The organism is Actinopolymorpha sp. B9G3 (assembly GCF_040120725.1).
In the GTDB taxonomy this organism is placed as follows: Bacteria; Actinomycetota; Actinomycetes; order Propionibacteriales; family Actinopolymorphaceae; genus Thermasporomyces.
Genome location: NZ_JBEEAB010000001.1, coordinates 551727 through 566462, shown reverse-complemented (window position 1 = coordinate 566462; position 14736 = coordinate 551727). Strand labels below are relative to the sequence as shown.

14 protein-coding genes are annotated in these 14736 nt (G+C 69.3%); 9 read left to right on the top strand and 5 right to left on the bottom strand.

Translation table 11 applies throughout. From position 1 onward, the window contains the following. Positions 1–1128, top strand: a complete 1128-nt coding sequence (locus ABNF93_RS02530) for an ABC transporter ATP-binding protein (RefSeq protein ID WP_502877520.1) — start codon at positions 1–3, stop codon at positions 1126–1128. Then, positions 1128–1973 carry an SAM-dependent methyltransferase gene (locus ABNF93_RS02525; protein WP_349325847.1) on the top strand — a complete coding sequence of 282 codons (846 nt, stop codon included), beginning with the start codon at positions 1128–1130 and terminating at the stop codon, positions 1971–1973. The genes ABNF93_RS02530 and ABNF93_RS02525 overlap by 1 nt, the downstream gene beginning before the upstream one ends. 13 nt (positions 1974–1986) lie before the next feature. Here ABNF93_RS02525 and ABNF93_RS02520 read toward each other — a convergent pair whose 3' ends face one another. After that, complete coding sequence (locus tag ABNF93_RS02520) at positions 1987–3195, bottom strand: cytochrome P450 (protein ID WP_349325846.1); 1209 nt, start codon at positions 3193–3195, stop codon at positions 1987–1989. A 76-nt stretch (positions 3196–3271) separates the two neighbouring features. On the opposite strand from ABNF93_RS02520, the gene ABNF93_RS02515 reads away from it, so the two are divergent. The 6 genes from ABNF93_RS02515 (at position 3272) to ABNF93_RS02490 (ending at position 8469) form a co-directional block, all read left to right on the top strand. Continuing rightward, the gene (locus ABNF93_RS02515; protein WP_349325845.1) at positions 3272–4321 is read left to right on the top strand and encodes an alpha/beta hydrolase; all 1050 of its coding nucleotides are present in this window, start codon (positions 3272–3274) and stop codon (positions 4319–4321) included. Between the two features lie 219 nt (positions 4322–4540). Beyond that, positions 4541–5398, top strand: coding sequence for a PAS domain S-box protein (locus ABNF93_RS02510; protein WP_349325844.1), 858 nt, complete (start codon positions 4541–4543; stop codon positions 5396–5398). Then, positions 5391–5768 (top strand): STAS domain-containing protein, encoded by a 378-nt coding sequence (locus ABNF93_RS02505; protein ID WP_349325843.1) that lies wholly within the window; start codon positions 5391–5393, stop codon positions 5766–5768. Before ABNF93_RS02510 ends, ABNF93_RS02505 begins: the two co-directional genes overlap by 8 nt. A 1-nt stretch (position 5769) precedes the next feature. After that, a complete protein-coding gene (locus ABNF93_RS02500; protein WP_349325842.1) occupies positions 5770–6174 on the top strand; it encodes an anti-sigma regulatory factor in 405 nt (134 codons plus the stop codon). A gap of 6 nt (positions 6175–6180) precedes the next feature. Next, the gene (locus ABNF93_RS02495) at positions 6181–7257 is read left to right on the top strand and encodes a SpoIIE family protein phosphatase (RefSeq protein WP_349325841.1); all 1077 of its coding nucleotides are present in this window, start codon (positions 6181–6183) and stop codon (positions 7255–7257) included. A gap of 54 nt (positions 7258–7311) precedes the next feature. Then, the gene (locus ABNF93_RS02490; RefSeq protein ID WP_349325840.1) at positions 7312–8469 is read left to right on the top strand and encodes a PAS domain-containing sensor histidine kinase; all 1158 of its coding nucleotides are present in this window, start codon (positions 7312–7314) and stop codon (positions 8467–8469) included. Between the two features lie 54 nt (positions 8470–8523). On the opposite strand, the gene ABNF93_RS02485 is transcribed toward ABNF93_RS02490, so the two are convergent. Further along, positions 8524–9360, bottom strand: coding sequence for an IclR family transcriptional regulator (locus tag ABNF93_RS02485; RefSeq protein WP_349325839.1), 837 nt, complete (start codon positions 9358–9360; stop codon positions 8524–8526). A 143-nt stretch (positions 9361–9503) separates the two neighbouring features. Between ABNF93_RS02485 and ABNF93_RS02480 the strand changes: the two genes are divergently transcribed. Next, positions 9504–10469: a magnesium transporter gene (locus ABNF93_RS02480; RefSeq protein WP_349325838.1), complete on the top strand. Its 966-nt coding sequence runs from the start codon at positions 9504–9506 to the stop codon at positions 10467–10469. 244 nt (positions 10470–10713) lie between these two features. Here ABNF93_RS02480 and ABNF93_RS02475 read toward each other — a convergent pair whose 3' ends face one another. From ABNF93_RS02475 to ABNF93_RS02465, 3 genes are all read right to left on the bottom strand, one after another. Continuing rightward, positions 10714–11310 (bottom strand): DUF4352 domain-containing protein, encoded by a 597-nt coding sequence (locus ABNF93_RS02475; RefSeq protein WP_349325837.1) that lies wholly within the window; start codon positions 11308–11310, stop codon positions 10714–10716. A 161-nt stretch (positions 11311–11471) separates the two neighbouring features. Beyond that, the gene (gene ribA / locus ABNF93_RS02470) at positions 11472–12098 is read right to left on the bottom strand and encodes a GTP cyclohydrolase II (protein WP_349325836.1); all 627 of its coding nucleotides are present in this window, start codon (positions 12096–12098) and stop codon (positions 11472–11474) included. Beyond that, positions 12095–14722, bottom strand: coding sequence for a bifunctional FO biosynthesis protein CofGH (locus ABNF93_RS02465; protein WP_502877525.1), 2628 nt, complete (start codon positions 14720–14722; stop codon positions 12095–12097). The genes ribA and ABNF93_RS02465 overlap by 4 nt, the downstream gene beginning before the upstream one ends. Positions 14723–14736 lie beyond the last annotated feature (14 nt).

The following is a 14736-nucleotide window of genomic DNA, read 5'->3' as shown; positions in this document are numbered from 1 at the left end:
GTGACCCTTGACCGGAAGCCGGTATTGCTGGAGGCGCGCGATCTCCACAAGGGGTTCGCCTCCGGCCGGTCACTGCCGCTCGTCGGCGCGCGCCGCCCCCGGACCAGCGCGGTCGCCGGTGTCAACCTGACCTTGCATGCGGGGGAGACGCTCGGCATCGTGGGCGAGTCAGGGTGCGGCAAGTCGACGTTGGCGCGGACGCTGGTCGGGCTCGAACGCCCTGATGCCGGGCAGGTGTTCTTCCGTGGCACCGACGTGACGGGGGTGCGTGGCCGGGCCCGGCGTGGGTTGGCGCGCAAGGTGCAGATGGTGTTCCAGGATCCGTACCTTTCTCTTGACCCGCGCATGAGCGTGCTCGACCTCGTCGCCGAGCCGTTGGACGTGCACGGGCTCGCCGGTGATCGCACGGCGCGCCGGGTCCGTGCGGCGGAGCTTCTCACGCTCGTGGGGCTGGACCCGGGCCTGCTGTCCAGATATGCGTACGAGTTCTCGGGTGGTCAACGCCAGCGGATCGGAATCGCCCGGGCACTCGCCCTCGAACCCGAGGTGTTGATCTGCGACGAGCCGGTGTCGTCCCTCGACGTCTCGGTGCAGGCCCAGGTCGTGAGGCTGCTGCGAAACCTGCAACGTCAACTGGGCCTTGCACTCGTCTTCATCGCCCACGACCTCGCACTGGTGCGCGTGGTGGCGGACCGGATCGCGGTGATGTATCTCGGCCGGCTCGCCGAACTCGGTAGCGCGGGCCGGGTGTTCGAGGCACCCGCACACCCTTACACGCATGCGTTGCTGTCGGCCGTTCCCATCCCTGACCCGACGCTGCGCGCTTCCCGTGCCGGAGGGTCGTACGCCCGGGTCCGGCTCGCCGGTGACCCGCCCAGTCCGGCGGATCCGCCACCGGGATGCAGGTTCCACACCCGCTGTTGGCGGGCGGACGAGCGGTGCCGGTCCGAGGTCCCCGAGCTGGCGCCGGTGGCCGGGACCGACCAGGGACTCCGCGCGGTCGCGTGTCATCATCCGATCCATCCGATCCTTCCGGGTTCGGGCGACCGGGGGCGGTCACCCGCGCAACCGGACGCCGATGGCCGACGTCCTAGAATGCGTTCGACCGCGGGGACGGAGGAGCGCTGATGAGTGTCGACGGCACACGGCATGACGACGGTGATACCGCAGCTGCCTCCGCAGTCCCGCGCATGAGCGTGGCGCGGGTCTATGACTACCTCCTCGGCGGTACCGACAACTCCGCCGCGGACCGCTTCGCCGCCGAGCAGATCAAGGCCCTCTTTCCCGAGCTGGAGGACTGGGCATGGTGCAACCGCGGGTTCCACCAGCGGGCCGCACGATGGCTGGCTGCGGAGGCAGGCATCACGCAGTTCCTCGACATCGGCTCGGGGCTGCCCACCCAGAACAACACCCATGACGTCGTGCAGGCGGTCGACCCGGCCTGCCGGGTGGTCTACGTCGACAACGACGAGCAGGTCGCCGAGCAGGCACACCGTCTGCTGAGCGACACCGGTCGGGTGAGCTTCGTCCACGGTGACCTGCGCAAGCCGGACGGCATCCTCGCCAACCCCGACGTGCGGGCACAACTCGACTTCGCCCAGCCCATCGGCCTCTTGATGACCGCCGTCATCCACTTCGTGGCCGACGAGCTCGACCCCTGGAAGCTCGTGGGACGCTACCTCGACGCGTTGGTGCCGGGTAGTTATCTCGTGCTCTCCCAGGGGACCTACGACAAGCAGGCCCCCGCCACCGTCGAACGCGCCACCGCCATCTACCAGAACGCCAACGAGCAGGTGTACCCGCGGTCGAAGCCCGATGTGGAGAGGTTCTTCGCCGGTCTGCAGATCGTCCCGCCGTATGACGGTGCGAAGCCGGACGTCACCTTCGGCGGCCTCTGGGGGGCAGAGGATCCCGAGGTCGCTGACGACGACGCGTCGCGTGCCCTCTATGCCGCGGTCGGCCGCAAGCCGTGAGCGGGCGCGGTACCTACCACGTCACGGGAAGCTCGGGTATGCCGTAGACCGTGGTCATCGTACGGAACTTCAGCTCATCGAAGTTCACGGCCAGCCGCAGGGTGGGGAAGCGGCGGAGCAGCGCCGGAAACGCGATCTGCATCTCCATCCGCGCAAGGGGTGCGCCGAGGCAGTGGTGGATGCCGTGGCCGAACGCCACATGCGGCTGCGGAGTCCGCGCGAGGTCGAACGTGTGTGGATCTGAGTAGAGCGCGTCGTCGCGGTTGGCCGACGGGAGCGACACCATGACGTAGTCGCCGGCCTCGACCTGCTGGTCGCCGATCGTCAGGTCTTCGGTGGCCGTACGGATGACGGCGGTCTGGGCGATCGTGAGATAGCGCAGCAGTTCCTCGACCGCGGGCGCGGCAGCATCGGGGTCGTCCCGCAAGCTGGCCGCCTGCTCAGGATGCTGCAGCAACAGCAACGTGCCGAGTGCCAGCATGTTGGCCGTGGTCTCGTGTCCGGCGAACAGCAGCAGCCGGCCGATGCCGGCCAGCTCGGCATCGGAGAGATCCTCGCCGTGCTCGCGGACCAGCCGGCCGAGGAGCGCGTCGCCCGGCGCGCGGCGTTCGGCGGCGACCCGGCCGGCGAGATACATCGCCATGTCCTTGAAGGCGAGCAACAACTGCTCCCGTGGCTGGGAGAGGTCAAGGATGAGGTTGCTGCGGTCGCGGAACTCCTCGCGGTCGGCGTAGGGCACGCCCAGAAGCTCGCAGATCACGAGTGCAGGCACGGGGAACGCGAACGCCGACACGAGGTCGACCGGCGGTGCGGACCCGGCGATCCCGTCGAGGTGCTCGGTCACGATGTCGGTGACCCTCGGACGGAGTTCGTTCATCCTCCGGGCAGTGAACGCTCCGGCGAGGATCCGGCGGAACTTCGTGTGTGCGGGCGGGTCGAAGCCGATGAAGCTGCCGGGTTCGGTCGGGGCCGCCTCGGCGCTGCCCTTCACCATCGGCAGGCGCAGGAGCCATGGTGGGGTCGCGGCGTTGCTGAACCGGGCGTCACCGAGAACCTGACGGGCGTCGGCGTACCGCGTGACGAACCACACGGAGACGTCGCTCGGCAACTGGATCCGGCTGACGGGCTGCTCGGCGCGCAGCTGGTCGATCTCCGGTGCGGGATCGAACGGGCTGGCGCCGCCGCGTCGGTAGGGCAGCGGTGTTGCCGGCGTCTGACTCATCACGGAACCCTCCGCTCGGGGCTGGCAGTTGATCACTGTACTGTCCCGCATCGCCGGGGTGCACTATCGTGCCCGCATGATCATCAGCGGTGCTCTTCGGCGTGCTGTCGCAGGCGTCCTTGCCGCCGGCTTCACGGTCGCCACAGCCTTGGTGTCCACACCGGCTAGTGCCGAGCAGGCGGCTTCCTCGTGTCGCGACGTCGAGCGCACGGTGGCGTTGACCGAAGGGGCGCCGCCCGCGGCGACCATCTCCGGAACGCTGTGCGTCCCCGCTACCTGGTCCGCCTCCGGCCGGCAGGTGGATGTCCTCGTCCACGGAGGCAGCTACAACCGCTCCTACTGGAACTGGCCGCAGGGCGACGGGAAGTACTCGTACGTACGCAGCGCGCTGGCCGACGGTCGGGCGACATTCGCCTACGACCGATTGGGTGTCGGGGAGAGCAGCAGGCCGCCGAGCACAAGGGTGAGTGTCGGCACGGACGCCTACGTCCTGCACCAGCTTGTTCGCGGGTTGCGTGCCGACTATCCGACCATCAACGTCGTCACGCATTCGATCGGCGGCCTGGTCGGAATCGAGGAAGCGGCGCGGTTCGGCGATATCGACCGACTGGTCGTCACCGGAATGCTGCACGGCACAGGTGTCGGTATCGGCGGGCTGCGTACCTTCACGAACTTCTATCCCGCCATGCTGGACCCGGTCGTATCCGCGGACACCGCTGACGTCGGCTGGGTCACGACATTGCCGGGCACGCGCGACGACGTGTTCTTCCACCCGCCCGCAGCGGATCCCGCGGTCATCGCCTACGACGAGGCACACAAGGACGTCACGACCGAACTCACCCTCGCCACGTCCGCTCTGGTCAACAAGCTGCCGCCGGCGCTCAACTCCACGAGCAGGGTGCGCGTTCCCGTCCTCGTGATGGTGGGTGAGCACGACGCGTTGTTCTGTGGCCTGCTGCTGGACTGCCGTGACCGGCAGGCGGTGCAGCAGAGCGAGGCGGCGTTCTATCCTCGGGCCGCGTCGTTGACCATTCTCACGGTCCCCGACACGGGTCACAATCTTGCATTGCACCGGTCGTCCAATATCACGCACTCCACGATTTCCGAATGGCTGCATAGCGCCTGATATGTGGGCTTGCGTTATTTCCGTCAAGCCCACAACGGACAGCTGAGATCGGGCCGACCTCCCGCCGGACCCCACGCGTCCCTGCCGCGCGGCTGCCCATGTGCGGTGGGCAGTGGCATCATGGCAACCACGGCTCGAGAGGCAGACGTGCATTCCCTTGGGTAGTCGAGGGAAGGAGTCCGAGCCACCGGGAAATTGAGAATAACGGGAGGTCCGCTCATGCCAACATTCCCGGTCGGTGCGCAAGACCCGGATGAGCGTCTCCGCGAACTCGAAGCGATGCTCAATGCCATTACTGAGTATCAGATCATCAAGTTGGACGTGTCAGGCAATATCGCCAGTTGGAATCCAGGCGCCGAGGCGGTTCAGGGATATTCCGCGGACGAAGTCCTCGGGCAGCCGGTCTCGATGTTCTACACAGAAGAGGACAACGCGGCCGGTCTGACCCAGCGGGAGTTGCAGACCGCGCGTGACACGGGACGGGTGGAGTTCGAGGGCTGGCGGGTACGCAAGGGCGGCAGCAGGTTCTGGGCGAGTGTGATTCTCGCGCCCATTCGGGACGAGAACGGCGACGTGACCGGCTTTGTGAAGGTCACCAGGGACGAGACCGAACGCCGTGAACAGGAAGTACGACTGCAACGCCAACGCGACGAGATCCTCGAGCTGTCGACCCCGGTGATCCAGGTGTGGGACAAGGTTCTCGTCCTCCCGATCATCGGCACCCTCGATTCGCAGCGGGCCGCCCGGCTGACCGAGGACCTGCTGGAGAAGATCGCCGAGAACCAGGGTGAGGTCATCATCCTGGAAGTGAGCGGCGTACCCACGATCGACACCCAGGTCGGCCAGCACCTGTTGAAGACCGTCCAGGCCGCTGCGCTGATGGGGACCGTCAGCATCCTTTCTGGCGTGCGGGCCGAGGTGGCCCAGTCGATGGTGAATCTTGGTGTGGACCTGGGGCAGTTGCGCTCCCGTAACACGTTGCGCGACGCGTTGCAGCTGGCGTTGCAGGTGTTGCGCGACCAGCCGGGCGCAGCCGGCTCTGGTCAGACCTTGGGCGGGGGGACTCCACGTGAGTGAGGCAGCACCGATCCTGCGGATCGAGGACACGCTGTTGGTCAGCCTGCAAGGTGACCTTGACGACACGACTGTGATCGCGATCGAGGACCAGCTGACCAGGGAGGTCGTACGTACCCATGTGACGGGCATCCTGATCGACGTGAGTGGGTTGTCCGTCATCGATTCGTTCAGTGCAAGGGTCATCGCCCGGTTCATCGGCATGGTCCGGCTCCTCGGGTCCCAGGCCGCCGTCGTGGGAATCCAACCAGCGGTGGCGATCACGCTGGTCGAGCTGGGAGTGCCGATGGGTCATCTGGACACCGCACTGAACGCCGAGCAGGGCGTCGCACTGTTGCGACGGCTACGCCGAAATGCCACTCGAGCTGACTGACATGACGCAGGTCGCCCTGACGATCTCTGCTGAGGCCGACCTCATCCGGGTGCGGCAGGTCCTGCGCGCCAGATGTCAGCGGGTCGGACTCGGTCTGGTCGACGAGACGAAGCTGATCACCGCTGGCAGCGAGCTGGCCCGCAACATCCTCACCCACGCGGTCGGTTCCCGCGGTGGGGTGCGGGTGGAGGACGTCGCGAGGTCGGGCCGGCAAGGGGTGAAGGCGACGTTCTTCGACGAAGGGCCGGGGATTCCGGACGTGGACCAGGCTCTCGTCGATGGTTTCAGTACGAGCGGAAGTCAGGGAATCGGTCTGCCGGGCTCGAAGCGGCTGGTCGACGAGATGACCATCACCACCGAGGTGGGCTCGGGCACCGTTGTCGAGATCGTCAAGTGGCGGCGGTGATCGGTCGTGGCGCCCGTGAACAGCCCTGTCCACCAACGGCACCCGATCCAGGTCGAAGAGGACGTCGGTGCGTTGCGCCGGACGGTTGCCGAGATGGCCGCCGACCTGCCGTCCCTTCGTGACGGCGACGCGGATCTGGTCGCGACCGAGCTGGGTACGAACCTCCTCCGGCACACCGACCAGGGTGGCTACGTCCTCTACCGCGCGCTCACCGACGGGATCGAGTTGCTCGCCCTCGACGGCGGCCCGGGCCTGCGGGCGGGAGATGTCCCGCCTGACCCGAACCGCGAGACAGGACGACCAGTCCCGCAGGAGTCGCCACGGCCGTCTGTCCCGCGTGAGTCCCGGGACGGGAGTCGTGGCCTCGGCGCGGGACTCAACACCGTCCGCCGGCGTTCGGTCGACTTCGACTGGTACGCCACCTCGGCTGGCACCGCGATCCTCGCGCGGCTCGGCGCGTCAGACTCCACCCGGACCGCGTCCTGGCAGTGGGGCGGCGTCAACGTCCCGCTGGGTGGGTCCGGCGTCTCCGGAGACGGCTGGGCCGTCCGCGTGGACCAGCGGCTTGTCGCCCTCGTCGTCGACGGGTTGGGCCACGGCGAGCATGCGGCCGCCGCGACTCAGGTGGCGTTGACGGAGTTCCAGCACTGGTCGATGCGCGATCCGCGGAGCTTCGTCGGCCATGTCCACGAGGCCATGCTCTCCACCAGGGGAGGCGTCCTCGGCCTCTGCGTACTGGATCAGGAGAGCGGAGAACTCACCTACGTCGGCGTGGGAAACATCCACGGGCGGGTCTTCTGCGGCCAGGGCAGCCATCGGCTGCTCAGCCGGGTCGGAGTCCTCGGGACCGAGATTCCGGTGCCGGACATGCAGGTGGCGACCGGCGAGTGGAGGCCGGGTGCCACCCTGATGCTCGCCACCGACGGGATCAAGGCGCACTGGGACCAGGATGGTGAGTATCCCGCCCTGCTCGCACACGACCCGGCGCTGATCGCCGCCATCGTCGAGCGCGACCACAGCGAGGGCAACGACGACGCCGCCCTCCTGGTCGTCCGCGACCTGAGGAACCCGGTACATGCCTAGGAGCTCATGGCCGGCGGCTCACGGACGGCGGCTCACGGACGGCGGTGATGACCCATGGCTGCCGATGCGGAACTGACCCAGCTGCGGGCCGCGCTTCGACGTTGCCAGGAGCGAATGCGCGAACGCGAGCTGTCGGTCGCCGAACTCAACCACGAGCTCCAGAAGACCAACCGGGGGTTCATCGCCGTCCACGCCGAACTGGAGGACGCCCGCCAGGCCGAGGCGCGGTTGGCGGCCATCGTCCAGTCGTCCGACGACGCGATGCTCGCGTTGGGTCCGGAGCTGACCATCCAGACGTGGAGTCCCGGCGCGCAACGCCTGTTGGGCTATCGCAGTGACGAGATCGTCGGGCACTCGATGCAGGTGCTGGTCGCCGACGAGTCGCCGCCACAGTTCGATGCGGCGGTAGGGCACGTACGCGCTGGCCGGCGTGTGCAGGCGTACGACACCAGGTGGCGGCATCGGGAGGGAACCCCGATCGACGTGGGCGTGGCCGTCGCGGCGATGCGGGAGGTGCAGAACCTCGACCTGATCGGCTTCAGCGTGGTGGCGCGCGACATCTCCCACCGGCTTCGTACGCAGGCTGAGCTCGCCGAGGCCCGGGCGCTCCAGGAGGTCATGAACGACCGGGACCGGATCGCCCGCGACCTGCACGACATGGTGATCCAGCGGGTCTTCGCCGCCGAGATGATGCTGCACAGCGCCGCCACACTGGTCATCCGCCCTGAGGTGGCGGAGCGGATCGAGACGGTGATCGGAGAGCTCGACGGGGCCATCCAGGACCTTCGTACGACGATCTTCGCGCTCCACGGCGGTTGGCAGCGCTCGACGAGCGTGCGTGGGCAGGTTCTCGACCTCGCGACCGCCGCGCAGGACGGGCTCGGCTTCTCGCCCAACGTCCGCTTCGACGGGCCGGTCGACATGACGGTGACGGACGAGGTGGCTGTCCAGGTGCTCGCCGTCCTGCGCGAGGCGTTGACCAACATCGCGCGGCACGCCCAGGCGAGCAGTGCCTCGGTCGTGCTCAAGGTCGCCGACGGCGAGGTGGTCCTGCAGGTGGCCGACGACGGCCGGGGCTTCGACACGGCCCGCCATCAGGGCGGACTCCGCAACTTCCGGGAGCGGGCGGAGTCCCACGGTGGGCGCTTCGAGCTGCATAGCGAGCTCGGCGCCGGCACCAGGATCGACTGGCGGATCCCGTTGTCGCGGTGATCGGCATGCCCACGGTCGCGGTGATCGGCATCGCCACTGTCGTGGTGACCCGCCTCAGGACCTGAGCTCGGCCGAGAGCCTGGCCGCCGCCTGCTGCAACTCGGGCGCGACGTGCGCGACCACCTCGTCGGTGATCCGGGCGGCCGGACCGGAGATGGACAGCGCGGTCGCGATCGGCGTGTCCGGGACCGTCACCGCCACGCAGCGGACGCCGACCTCCTGCTCGCCGTCGTCGACGGCGTAGCCCTGGCCGCGGATGGTGTCGAGCTGGGCGAGGAGGGCGGCGTGATCGGTGAGGGTACGCGGCGTGCGGGGCTGCAGGTCGGCCCGCTTCAGCAGTGCGGTGGCGCGGTCGTCCGGCATCTGGGCCAGCAGGGCCTTGCCGACGCCGGTGCAGTAGAGCTCGACGCGCCGGCCGACCTCGGTGAACATCCGCATCGCGTGGCGCGACGGCACCTGGGCGACATAGACGGCCTTGTCGCCGTCGAGCAGGGCGAGGTTCGCGGTCTCGCCGGTGGCGTGCATGAGCTCGTCGAGGCAGGGCCGGGCCCAGGATCCGAGCAGCCGGCTCGCGCTCTCGCCGAGGCGGATCAGCCGCGGGCCCAGGGCGTACTTCCGGGACTCCTCCTGGCGTACGTATCCTCCAGCGATGAGGGTCCGCAGCAGCCGGTGGATCGTGGGTGCGGGCAGGCCGGACGAGCTGGCCAGCTCGCTGAGGGTGACCTCCCCGGCGGCGTCGGCCATGAGCTCGAGGAGTTCGAGGGAACGCTCGACCGACTGGACCGCCCCGGACGGCTGGGACGGGGACGGCTGGGACGGGGACGGCTGGGACGGGGACGGCTGGGACGGGGACGGCTGGGACGGAGTGCCTTGCCGGCTCTGCTTCCGCATGGCGAAACCTTAGTGGTCGTCGGACGGGGAGGGTACAAGGAGCCGGTTCCAGTGCGCGAAAGCTCTGATCCGTATCAAGGAATAGCAGAGCGTGACGATGCTGTCCAATCCGTGGCGGGGTACGTGGAGCGTGGAGGAACCTCATGGCAGAGCGGCAGATCCTCGGTACCGCGGCCCAGCACGCATCGACCGAGATCCCGGTGGCAGGGCCCGAGGACCGGGTAGCCGACGTGATCGACGCGCTGCGGGGCCGGCGGTTCGACAGCGCGGCCGTCATCGCGGTCTGCACGTCGGGCCGGTTGGTGGGCCTTGTGACGATCGAACGCCTCCTGGTCGCGCCGCCTGACGCGCGGGCCCTCGACGTCTCGGACCGCCAGCCACCCGTCGTCGCACCGGACACCGACCAGGAGCACGCGGCGTGGGCGGCCATCCGCCAGGGCGAGTCGGGGCTGGCCGTCGTCGACGCCGACGGGACGTTTCGCGGGCTCATCCCACCCCAACGACTGCTCGCCGTCCTGCTCGAGGAACACGACGAGGACCTCGCCCGACTCGGCGGGTACCTGAGGTCGGCCGCCACCGCACGGGCCGCGAGCGAGGAGCGGGTACGCCTGCGGCTCTGGCACCGCGTGCCGTGGCTGCTGCTCGGTCTGCTGGGTGCTCTGGCGGCGGCCGGGCTGATCGGCGGCTTCGAGGCGGACCTGGAGCGGCAGGTGCTGCTCGCGTTCTTCGTCCCTGGCGTCGTCTACATGGCCGACGCCGTAGGCACCCAGACCGAGACGCTGGTCATCCGGGGGCTCTCGGTCGGCGTCGGGATCCGGCGGGTCGTCGTCCGCGAACTCGTCACGGGACTGCTGGTCGGCCTGCTGTTGGCGCTGCTCACCCTGCCGGTGACCGTCGCGGTCTGGGGCAACGTCGGTGTCTCGCTCGCCGTCTCCCTCGCGCTCTTCGCCGCGTGCTCGATCGCCACTGTGGTGGCCATGGCGTTGCCGTGGCTCTTCCATCGGCTCGGCAGGGACCCCGCCTTCGGCTCCGGTCCGCTCGCGACGGTTGTCCAGGACCTGTTGTCCATCGCGATCTACCTCGTCATCGCGCGGGCAATCCTCGGCTGAGCCGCCCGGACGATCCTCGGCTGAGCCGGGTGCCGGCGTACTCCCGGTGAGTTTCTCCGATCGCCCACGACCGTCGGTGGGCAGCGCGAGGATTGCGTCGTGCAAAGACGCACAGCGGTCGAGACCGCCGGTGGCACCGTCCTGTCCGCGCCGATGAGCGTCATGGCCTACGGCCGGATGGCGGTCTTCGCCGACCCGCCCGACGACCACCGGTTGATCGACGCGGCGACGTCGTGGGGCCGGTTCAGGGTTTGGACGCGGCGACGTAGGTCCTTGCCTTCCGCCCCACGGCGTTGTCGTCGGTCTGCACGATCACATGGGCGAGCGCGACAGTCGGCGCGACGTCGAAGATCACGACGCCATGGGTCATCTGGTCCGGATTGAGTTGCGCCCGGTAGTCGAAGCCCCGGACCTGGGTCGGACCGAAACGCCGTCCCCTGGTGTCGACGATCCGATGGAAGTCGCCGCCGAACTGCGCCGGGGCCATGCCGACGTTCTTCGCCTTCATGCGTACGACGATGAGTTGACCGTTTCTGGCGACCGGAGGGGCGACGCCGAGCTCCTTCGCGTACTTCTTCACGCCGGTGGTCAGCTCGGTGACGGTCACCTCGAAGCTGCCGTTACGGAAGGTCTGCCCGACCCCGACCATCGTGGTCGATGGTGTCCCCGGCTTCGCCGTGTTGGCGGGTGTGGCCATCGTCACCGGAACCGGTGGACGGCTGCATCCGCACAAGAACAACGTCGCGGCGCAGGCGACCGCAAGGACTCCTCGCGCCAACCGGTGCCGGCTTCTTCCCTTCGCGCACAACGATGCGCCCCGCGCCGCAATCTGGCTGTTCATGGCTGTTCCCCCCTGCCTGCAGGCTTTCACGGCAGGTAGGGCTTCTGCGGGCGTTTGGTTTTTGGTCGAACCCTCCTGCTTTTTGGTCGGCCATAGTTTCTTGGTTGAATACTCAGCCGCGACAAGGGCCGTTCATGAAACGTGATCGCGGATCCTGCCCCTCAGGCGTCGTGCGCTTCGGCCGGGAGGTGGTGGCCCAGGCGTGTCCGCTTGGTGCGCAGGTAGTGGGCGTTCTCCGGGTTGGCCGGGACGTGCAGCGGGACGCGGTGAGCGACCGTGATGCCGTGGGCGGCGAGGCCGGTGGTCTTGGCGGGATTGTTGGTGAGCAGCCGGACGGTGCGTACGCCGAGATCGGTGAGGATGAGCGCTCCGGCCGAGTAGTCGCGGGCCTCCGCCGGAAGGCCCAGTGCCAGGTTCGCGTCCACCGTGTCGTGCCCCGCGTCCTGCAGGGTGTACGCCGCAAGTTTGGCCAGCAGCCCGATCCCGCGTCCTTCGTGCCCGCGGAGGTAGACGAGGATGCCGCGGCCTTCCGCGGCGATGGCGGCCAGGGCCGCTGTGAGCTGCGGCCCGCAGTCGCAACGCAGAGAGCCGAACACGTCGCCGGTCAGGCACTCGGAGTGCACGCGGGCGAGGACCGATTCGCCGGCCGCCTGCACCTTGCTGAGGTCGCCGTGGACGAGCGCGACGTGCTCCCGGCCGTCGATGGCATAGCCGTACGCCGTGAACACGCCATGAGCCGTCGGCATCCGGGCCTTCGCGACCCGGCGGATCCGCTTGGTCGCCGTCATTCGGCGGCGGGCCCGGACAGCGACACCACCGGGAGGTCGCGTCGGCCCGGATTGCGTACCGCGGCGCAGACACCGTCGCTCGCCTCTGCCGCGGCGATGCGTTCGGCGGGAGGCGTGCCGTAGTCGGTGGTGCGTTGGCGCAGCGGCCGGCCGGTCGGCGCGACGAGCGCGCGCAGGTCGCTGATCGTCTTGTACGACCCGTGGCCGGCGCCGGCCATCCGGCTGATCGTCTCCTCCATGAGGGTGCCGCCGACGTCGTTCACGCCACCGTCAAGGACGGCTTGACAGAGCTCCGGGCCGAGTTTCACCCACGAGCACTGGATGTTGTCGATCAGCCCGTGGAGCAGCAGCCGGGCGACGGCGTGCACGGCGCGGTTCTCGCGCGGTGTCGGACCCGGGCGCGCCAACCCCGCAAGGTAGATCGGCGCGCTGGTGTGTACGAACGGCAGCAGCACGAACTCGGTGAAGCCACGATGGCCGTTGTTTTCCAGCGATCTGCGCTGCAGGTCGGCGATGACCCGCAGGTGGGCGACCCAGTGCGCCGGCGTGTCGACGTGTCCGTACATCATCGTCGACGTCGTGGGGATGCCGAGCGCGTGCGCGGTGCTGACCACCTCGACCCAGCTCGCCGTCGGCAGCTTTCCCTTGGTGAGCACCCAGCGCACGTCGTCGTCGAGGATCTCGGCGGCCGTTCCAGGCAGCGAGTCGACGCCGGCCTCGCGGGCCCGGACGAGCCATTCACGCACCGGCAGGTTGGTCCGCGACGTGCCGTTGATGACCTCCATCGGGCTGAACGCGTGCAGGTGGACATCCGGCCGACGGCGCTTCACCTCCTGTGCGAGGTCGAAGTACGCCGTCCCGGGCAGGTCCGGGTGGATGCCGCCCTGCATGCAGATCTCGGTCGCGCCGGCCTCCCACGCCTCGTCGACCCGATCGCCGACCTGGCTGAGGGAGAGCGTGTAGGCGTCGGCGTCGGTCCGCCGCTGGGCGAACGCGCAGAAGCGGCAGCCGGTGTAACACACATTGGTGAAGTTGATGTTGCGGGTGACGACGAAGGTCACGTCATCGCCCGCGACGTCCCGGCGAAGCCCATCCGCCAACCGGCTGAGGGATTCCAGCGCCGGACCGTCGGCGTCGAGGAGGGCAAGCGCGTGGCCGTCGGTGAGGCCCGCGGGGTCCCTCTCCGCCTGACGCAAGGCGTCCTTGACGGCGCCGTCGAGACGCGCCGCAGCCGCCGGCGACGCCGGTGCCGGTCCGGCCGCTCCGGACGGGACGTGCGCGGCGAGTTCGTCCCAGTCGCCGTAGACCGAGGAGAAGTCCTCCCGGCGGTCGGTGGTGCGGCCCCGCGAGTCGATGGTGACGTGCAGGTCGGTCCGCCCCGAACCGGTGCCCGCCGACTCCCACCCGCCGTCGGGCTCCTGCCACGGCAGTCCCTGGGGGAGTGCGCCGTCCTTGGCGAGCCCGGTGGCCGGATCGACCAGGGCCGCCACGTGTCGCGCGAGCCGCGGATCGAGCCACGGTTCGCCGGCGCGGACGTACTCCGGATAGATCGTCAGCCGCTCCCGCAGGGCGTACCCGCCCTCAGCCGTGCGCGCCGCCAGGTCGTCGATCTGCGGCCAGGCCCGCTCGGGGTTCACGTGGTCCGGTGTCAGCGGCGACACGCCACCCCAGTCGTCGATGCCGGCACGCAGCATCAGGGCGTACTCGTCGTCGATGAGGTTCGGCGGCGCCTGGATCCGGACCTGCGCGCCGAGCACCAGCCTCGCCACGGCGATCGTCGCCGCCAGGTCCTGCAGGTCGGCGTCCGGTGTCGCGCGCATCTTGGTGTCGGGCTTTGCCCGGAAGTTCTGGACGATCACCTCCTGGACGCCGCCGTACGCCCGGGCCACCTGGCGGATCGCGAAGAGCGACTCGGCCCGCTCCGTCAGAGTCTCGCCGATCCCGAGGAGGATCCCGGTCGTGAACGGCACAGAGCTGCGGCCGGCGTCCTCGAGCACCCGGAGCCGGATGTCCGGGTCCTTGTCGGGCGAGCCGAAGTGCGGACCGCCGCGCTCGGTGAACAGCCGCCGCGCGGTCGTCTCGAGCATCATGCCCATCGACGGCGCGACCGGCTTGAGCCGCTGCAGGTCCTGCCACGACAGCACGCCCGGGTTGAGATGGGGCAGCAGACCGGTCTCCTCCAACACCCGGATCGCCATCGCACGGACGTAGGACAGCGTGTCGTCGTATCCGTTCTCGTCCAGCCACGTGCGCGCCGCCGGCCAGCGGTCCTCCGGCCGGTCGCCGAGGGTGAAGAGCGCCTCCTTGCAGCCCATCGCGGCACCCTGGCGAGCGATGTCGAGCACCTCGTCAGGGCTCAGGTAGGCGGCGGGGAGCCGGTGCGGGACGGTGACGAAGGTGCAGTAGCCGCACCTGTCGCGGCACAGGCGGGTGAGCGGGATGAACACCTTCCGGCTGTACGTGATGACGCCAGGCCGCCCCGCCGCTTCGAGGCCCTGGTCGCGCAACCGGCTCGCGAGGCTGGTGAGCGTGTCGAGGTCGCCGGCGCGGGCGTGGAGGAGGACCGCGGCCTCGTCGACGTTCAGCGTCTTGCCGTCGCGCGCGCGGGCGAGAGCACGGCGCATGGCCGACGCGGGCG

What these genes read in the sequence shown, in the direction of transcription:
- ABNF93_RS02475 (WP_349325837.1), bottom strand. Translation starts at nt 11,310, where the DNA reads ATGAACAGCCAGATTGCGGCGCGGGGCGCATCGTTGTGCGCGAAGGGA.
- ABNF93_RS02490 (WP_349325840.1), top strand. Translation starts at nt 7,312, where the DNA reads ATGGCTGCCGATGCGGAACTGACCCAGCTGCGGGCCGCGCTTCGACGT.
- ABNF93_RS02525 (WP_349325847.1), top strand. Translation starts at nt 1,128, where the DNA reads ATGAGTGTCGACGGCACACGGCATGACGACGGTGATACCGCAGCTGCC.
- ABNF93_RS02485 (WP_349325839.1), bottom strand. Translation starts at nt 9,360, where the DNA reads ATGCGGAAGCAGAGCCGGCAAGGCACTCCGTCCCAGCCGTCCCCGTCC.
- ABNF93_RS02520 (WP_349325846.1), bottom strand. Translation starts at nt 3,195, where the DNA reads ATGAGTCAGACGCCGGCAACACCGCTGCCCTACCGACGCGGCGGCGCC.
- ABNF93_RS02510 (WP_349325844.1), top strand. Translation starts at nt 4,541, where the DNA reads ATGCCAACATTCCCGGTCGGTGCGCAAGACCCGGATGAGCGTCTCCGC.
- ABNF93_RS02480 (WP_349325838.1), top strand. Translation starts at nt 9,504, where the DNA reads ATGGCAGAGCGGCAGATCCTCGGTACCGCGGCCCAGCACGCATCGACC.
- ABNF93_RS02500 (WP_349325842.1), top strand. Translation starts at nt 5,770, where the DNA reads ATGACGCAGGTCGCCCTGACGATCTCTGCTGAGGCCGACCTCATCCGG.
- ribA (WP_349325836.1), bottom strand. Translation starts at nt 12,098, where the DNA reads ATGACGGCGACCAAGCGGATCCGCCGGGTCGCGAAGGCCCGGATGCCG.
- ABNF93_RS02515 (WP_349325845.1), top strand. Translation starts at nt 3,272, where the DNA reads ATGATCATCAGCGGTGCTCTTCGGCGTGCTGTCGCAGGCGTCCTTGCC.
- ABNF93_RS02465 (WP_502877525.1), bottom strand. Translation starts at nt 14,722, where the DNA reads ATGCGCCGTGCTCTCGCCCGCGCGCGCGACGGCAAGACGCTGAACGTC.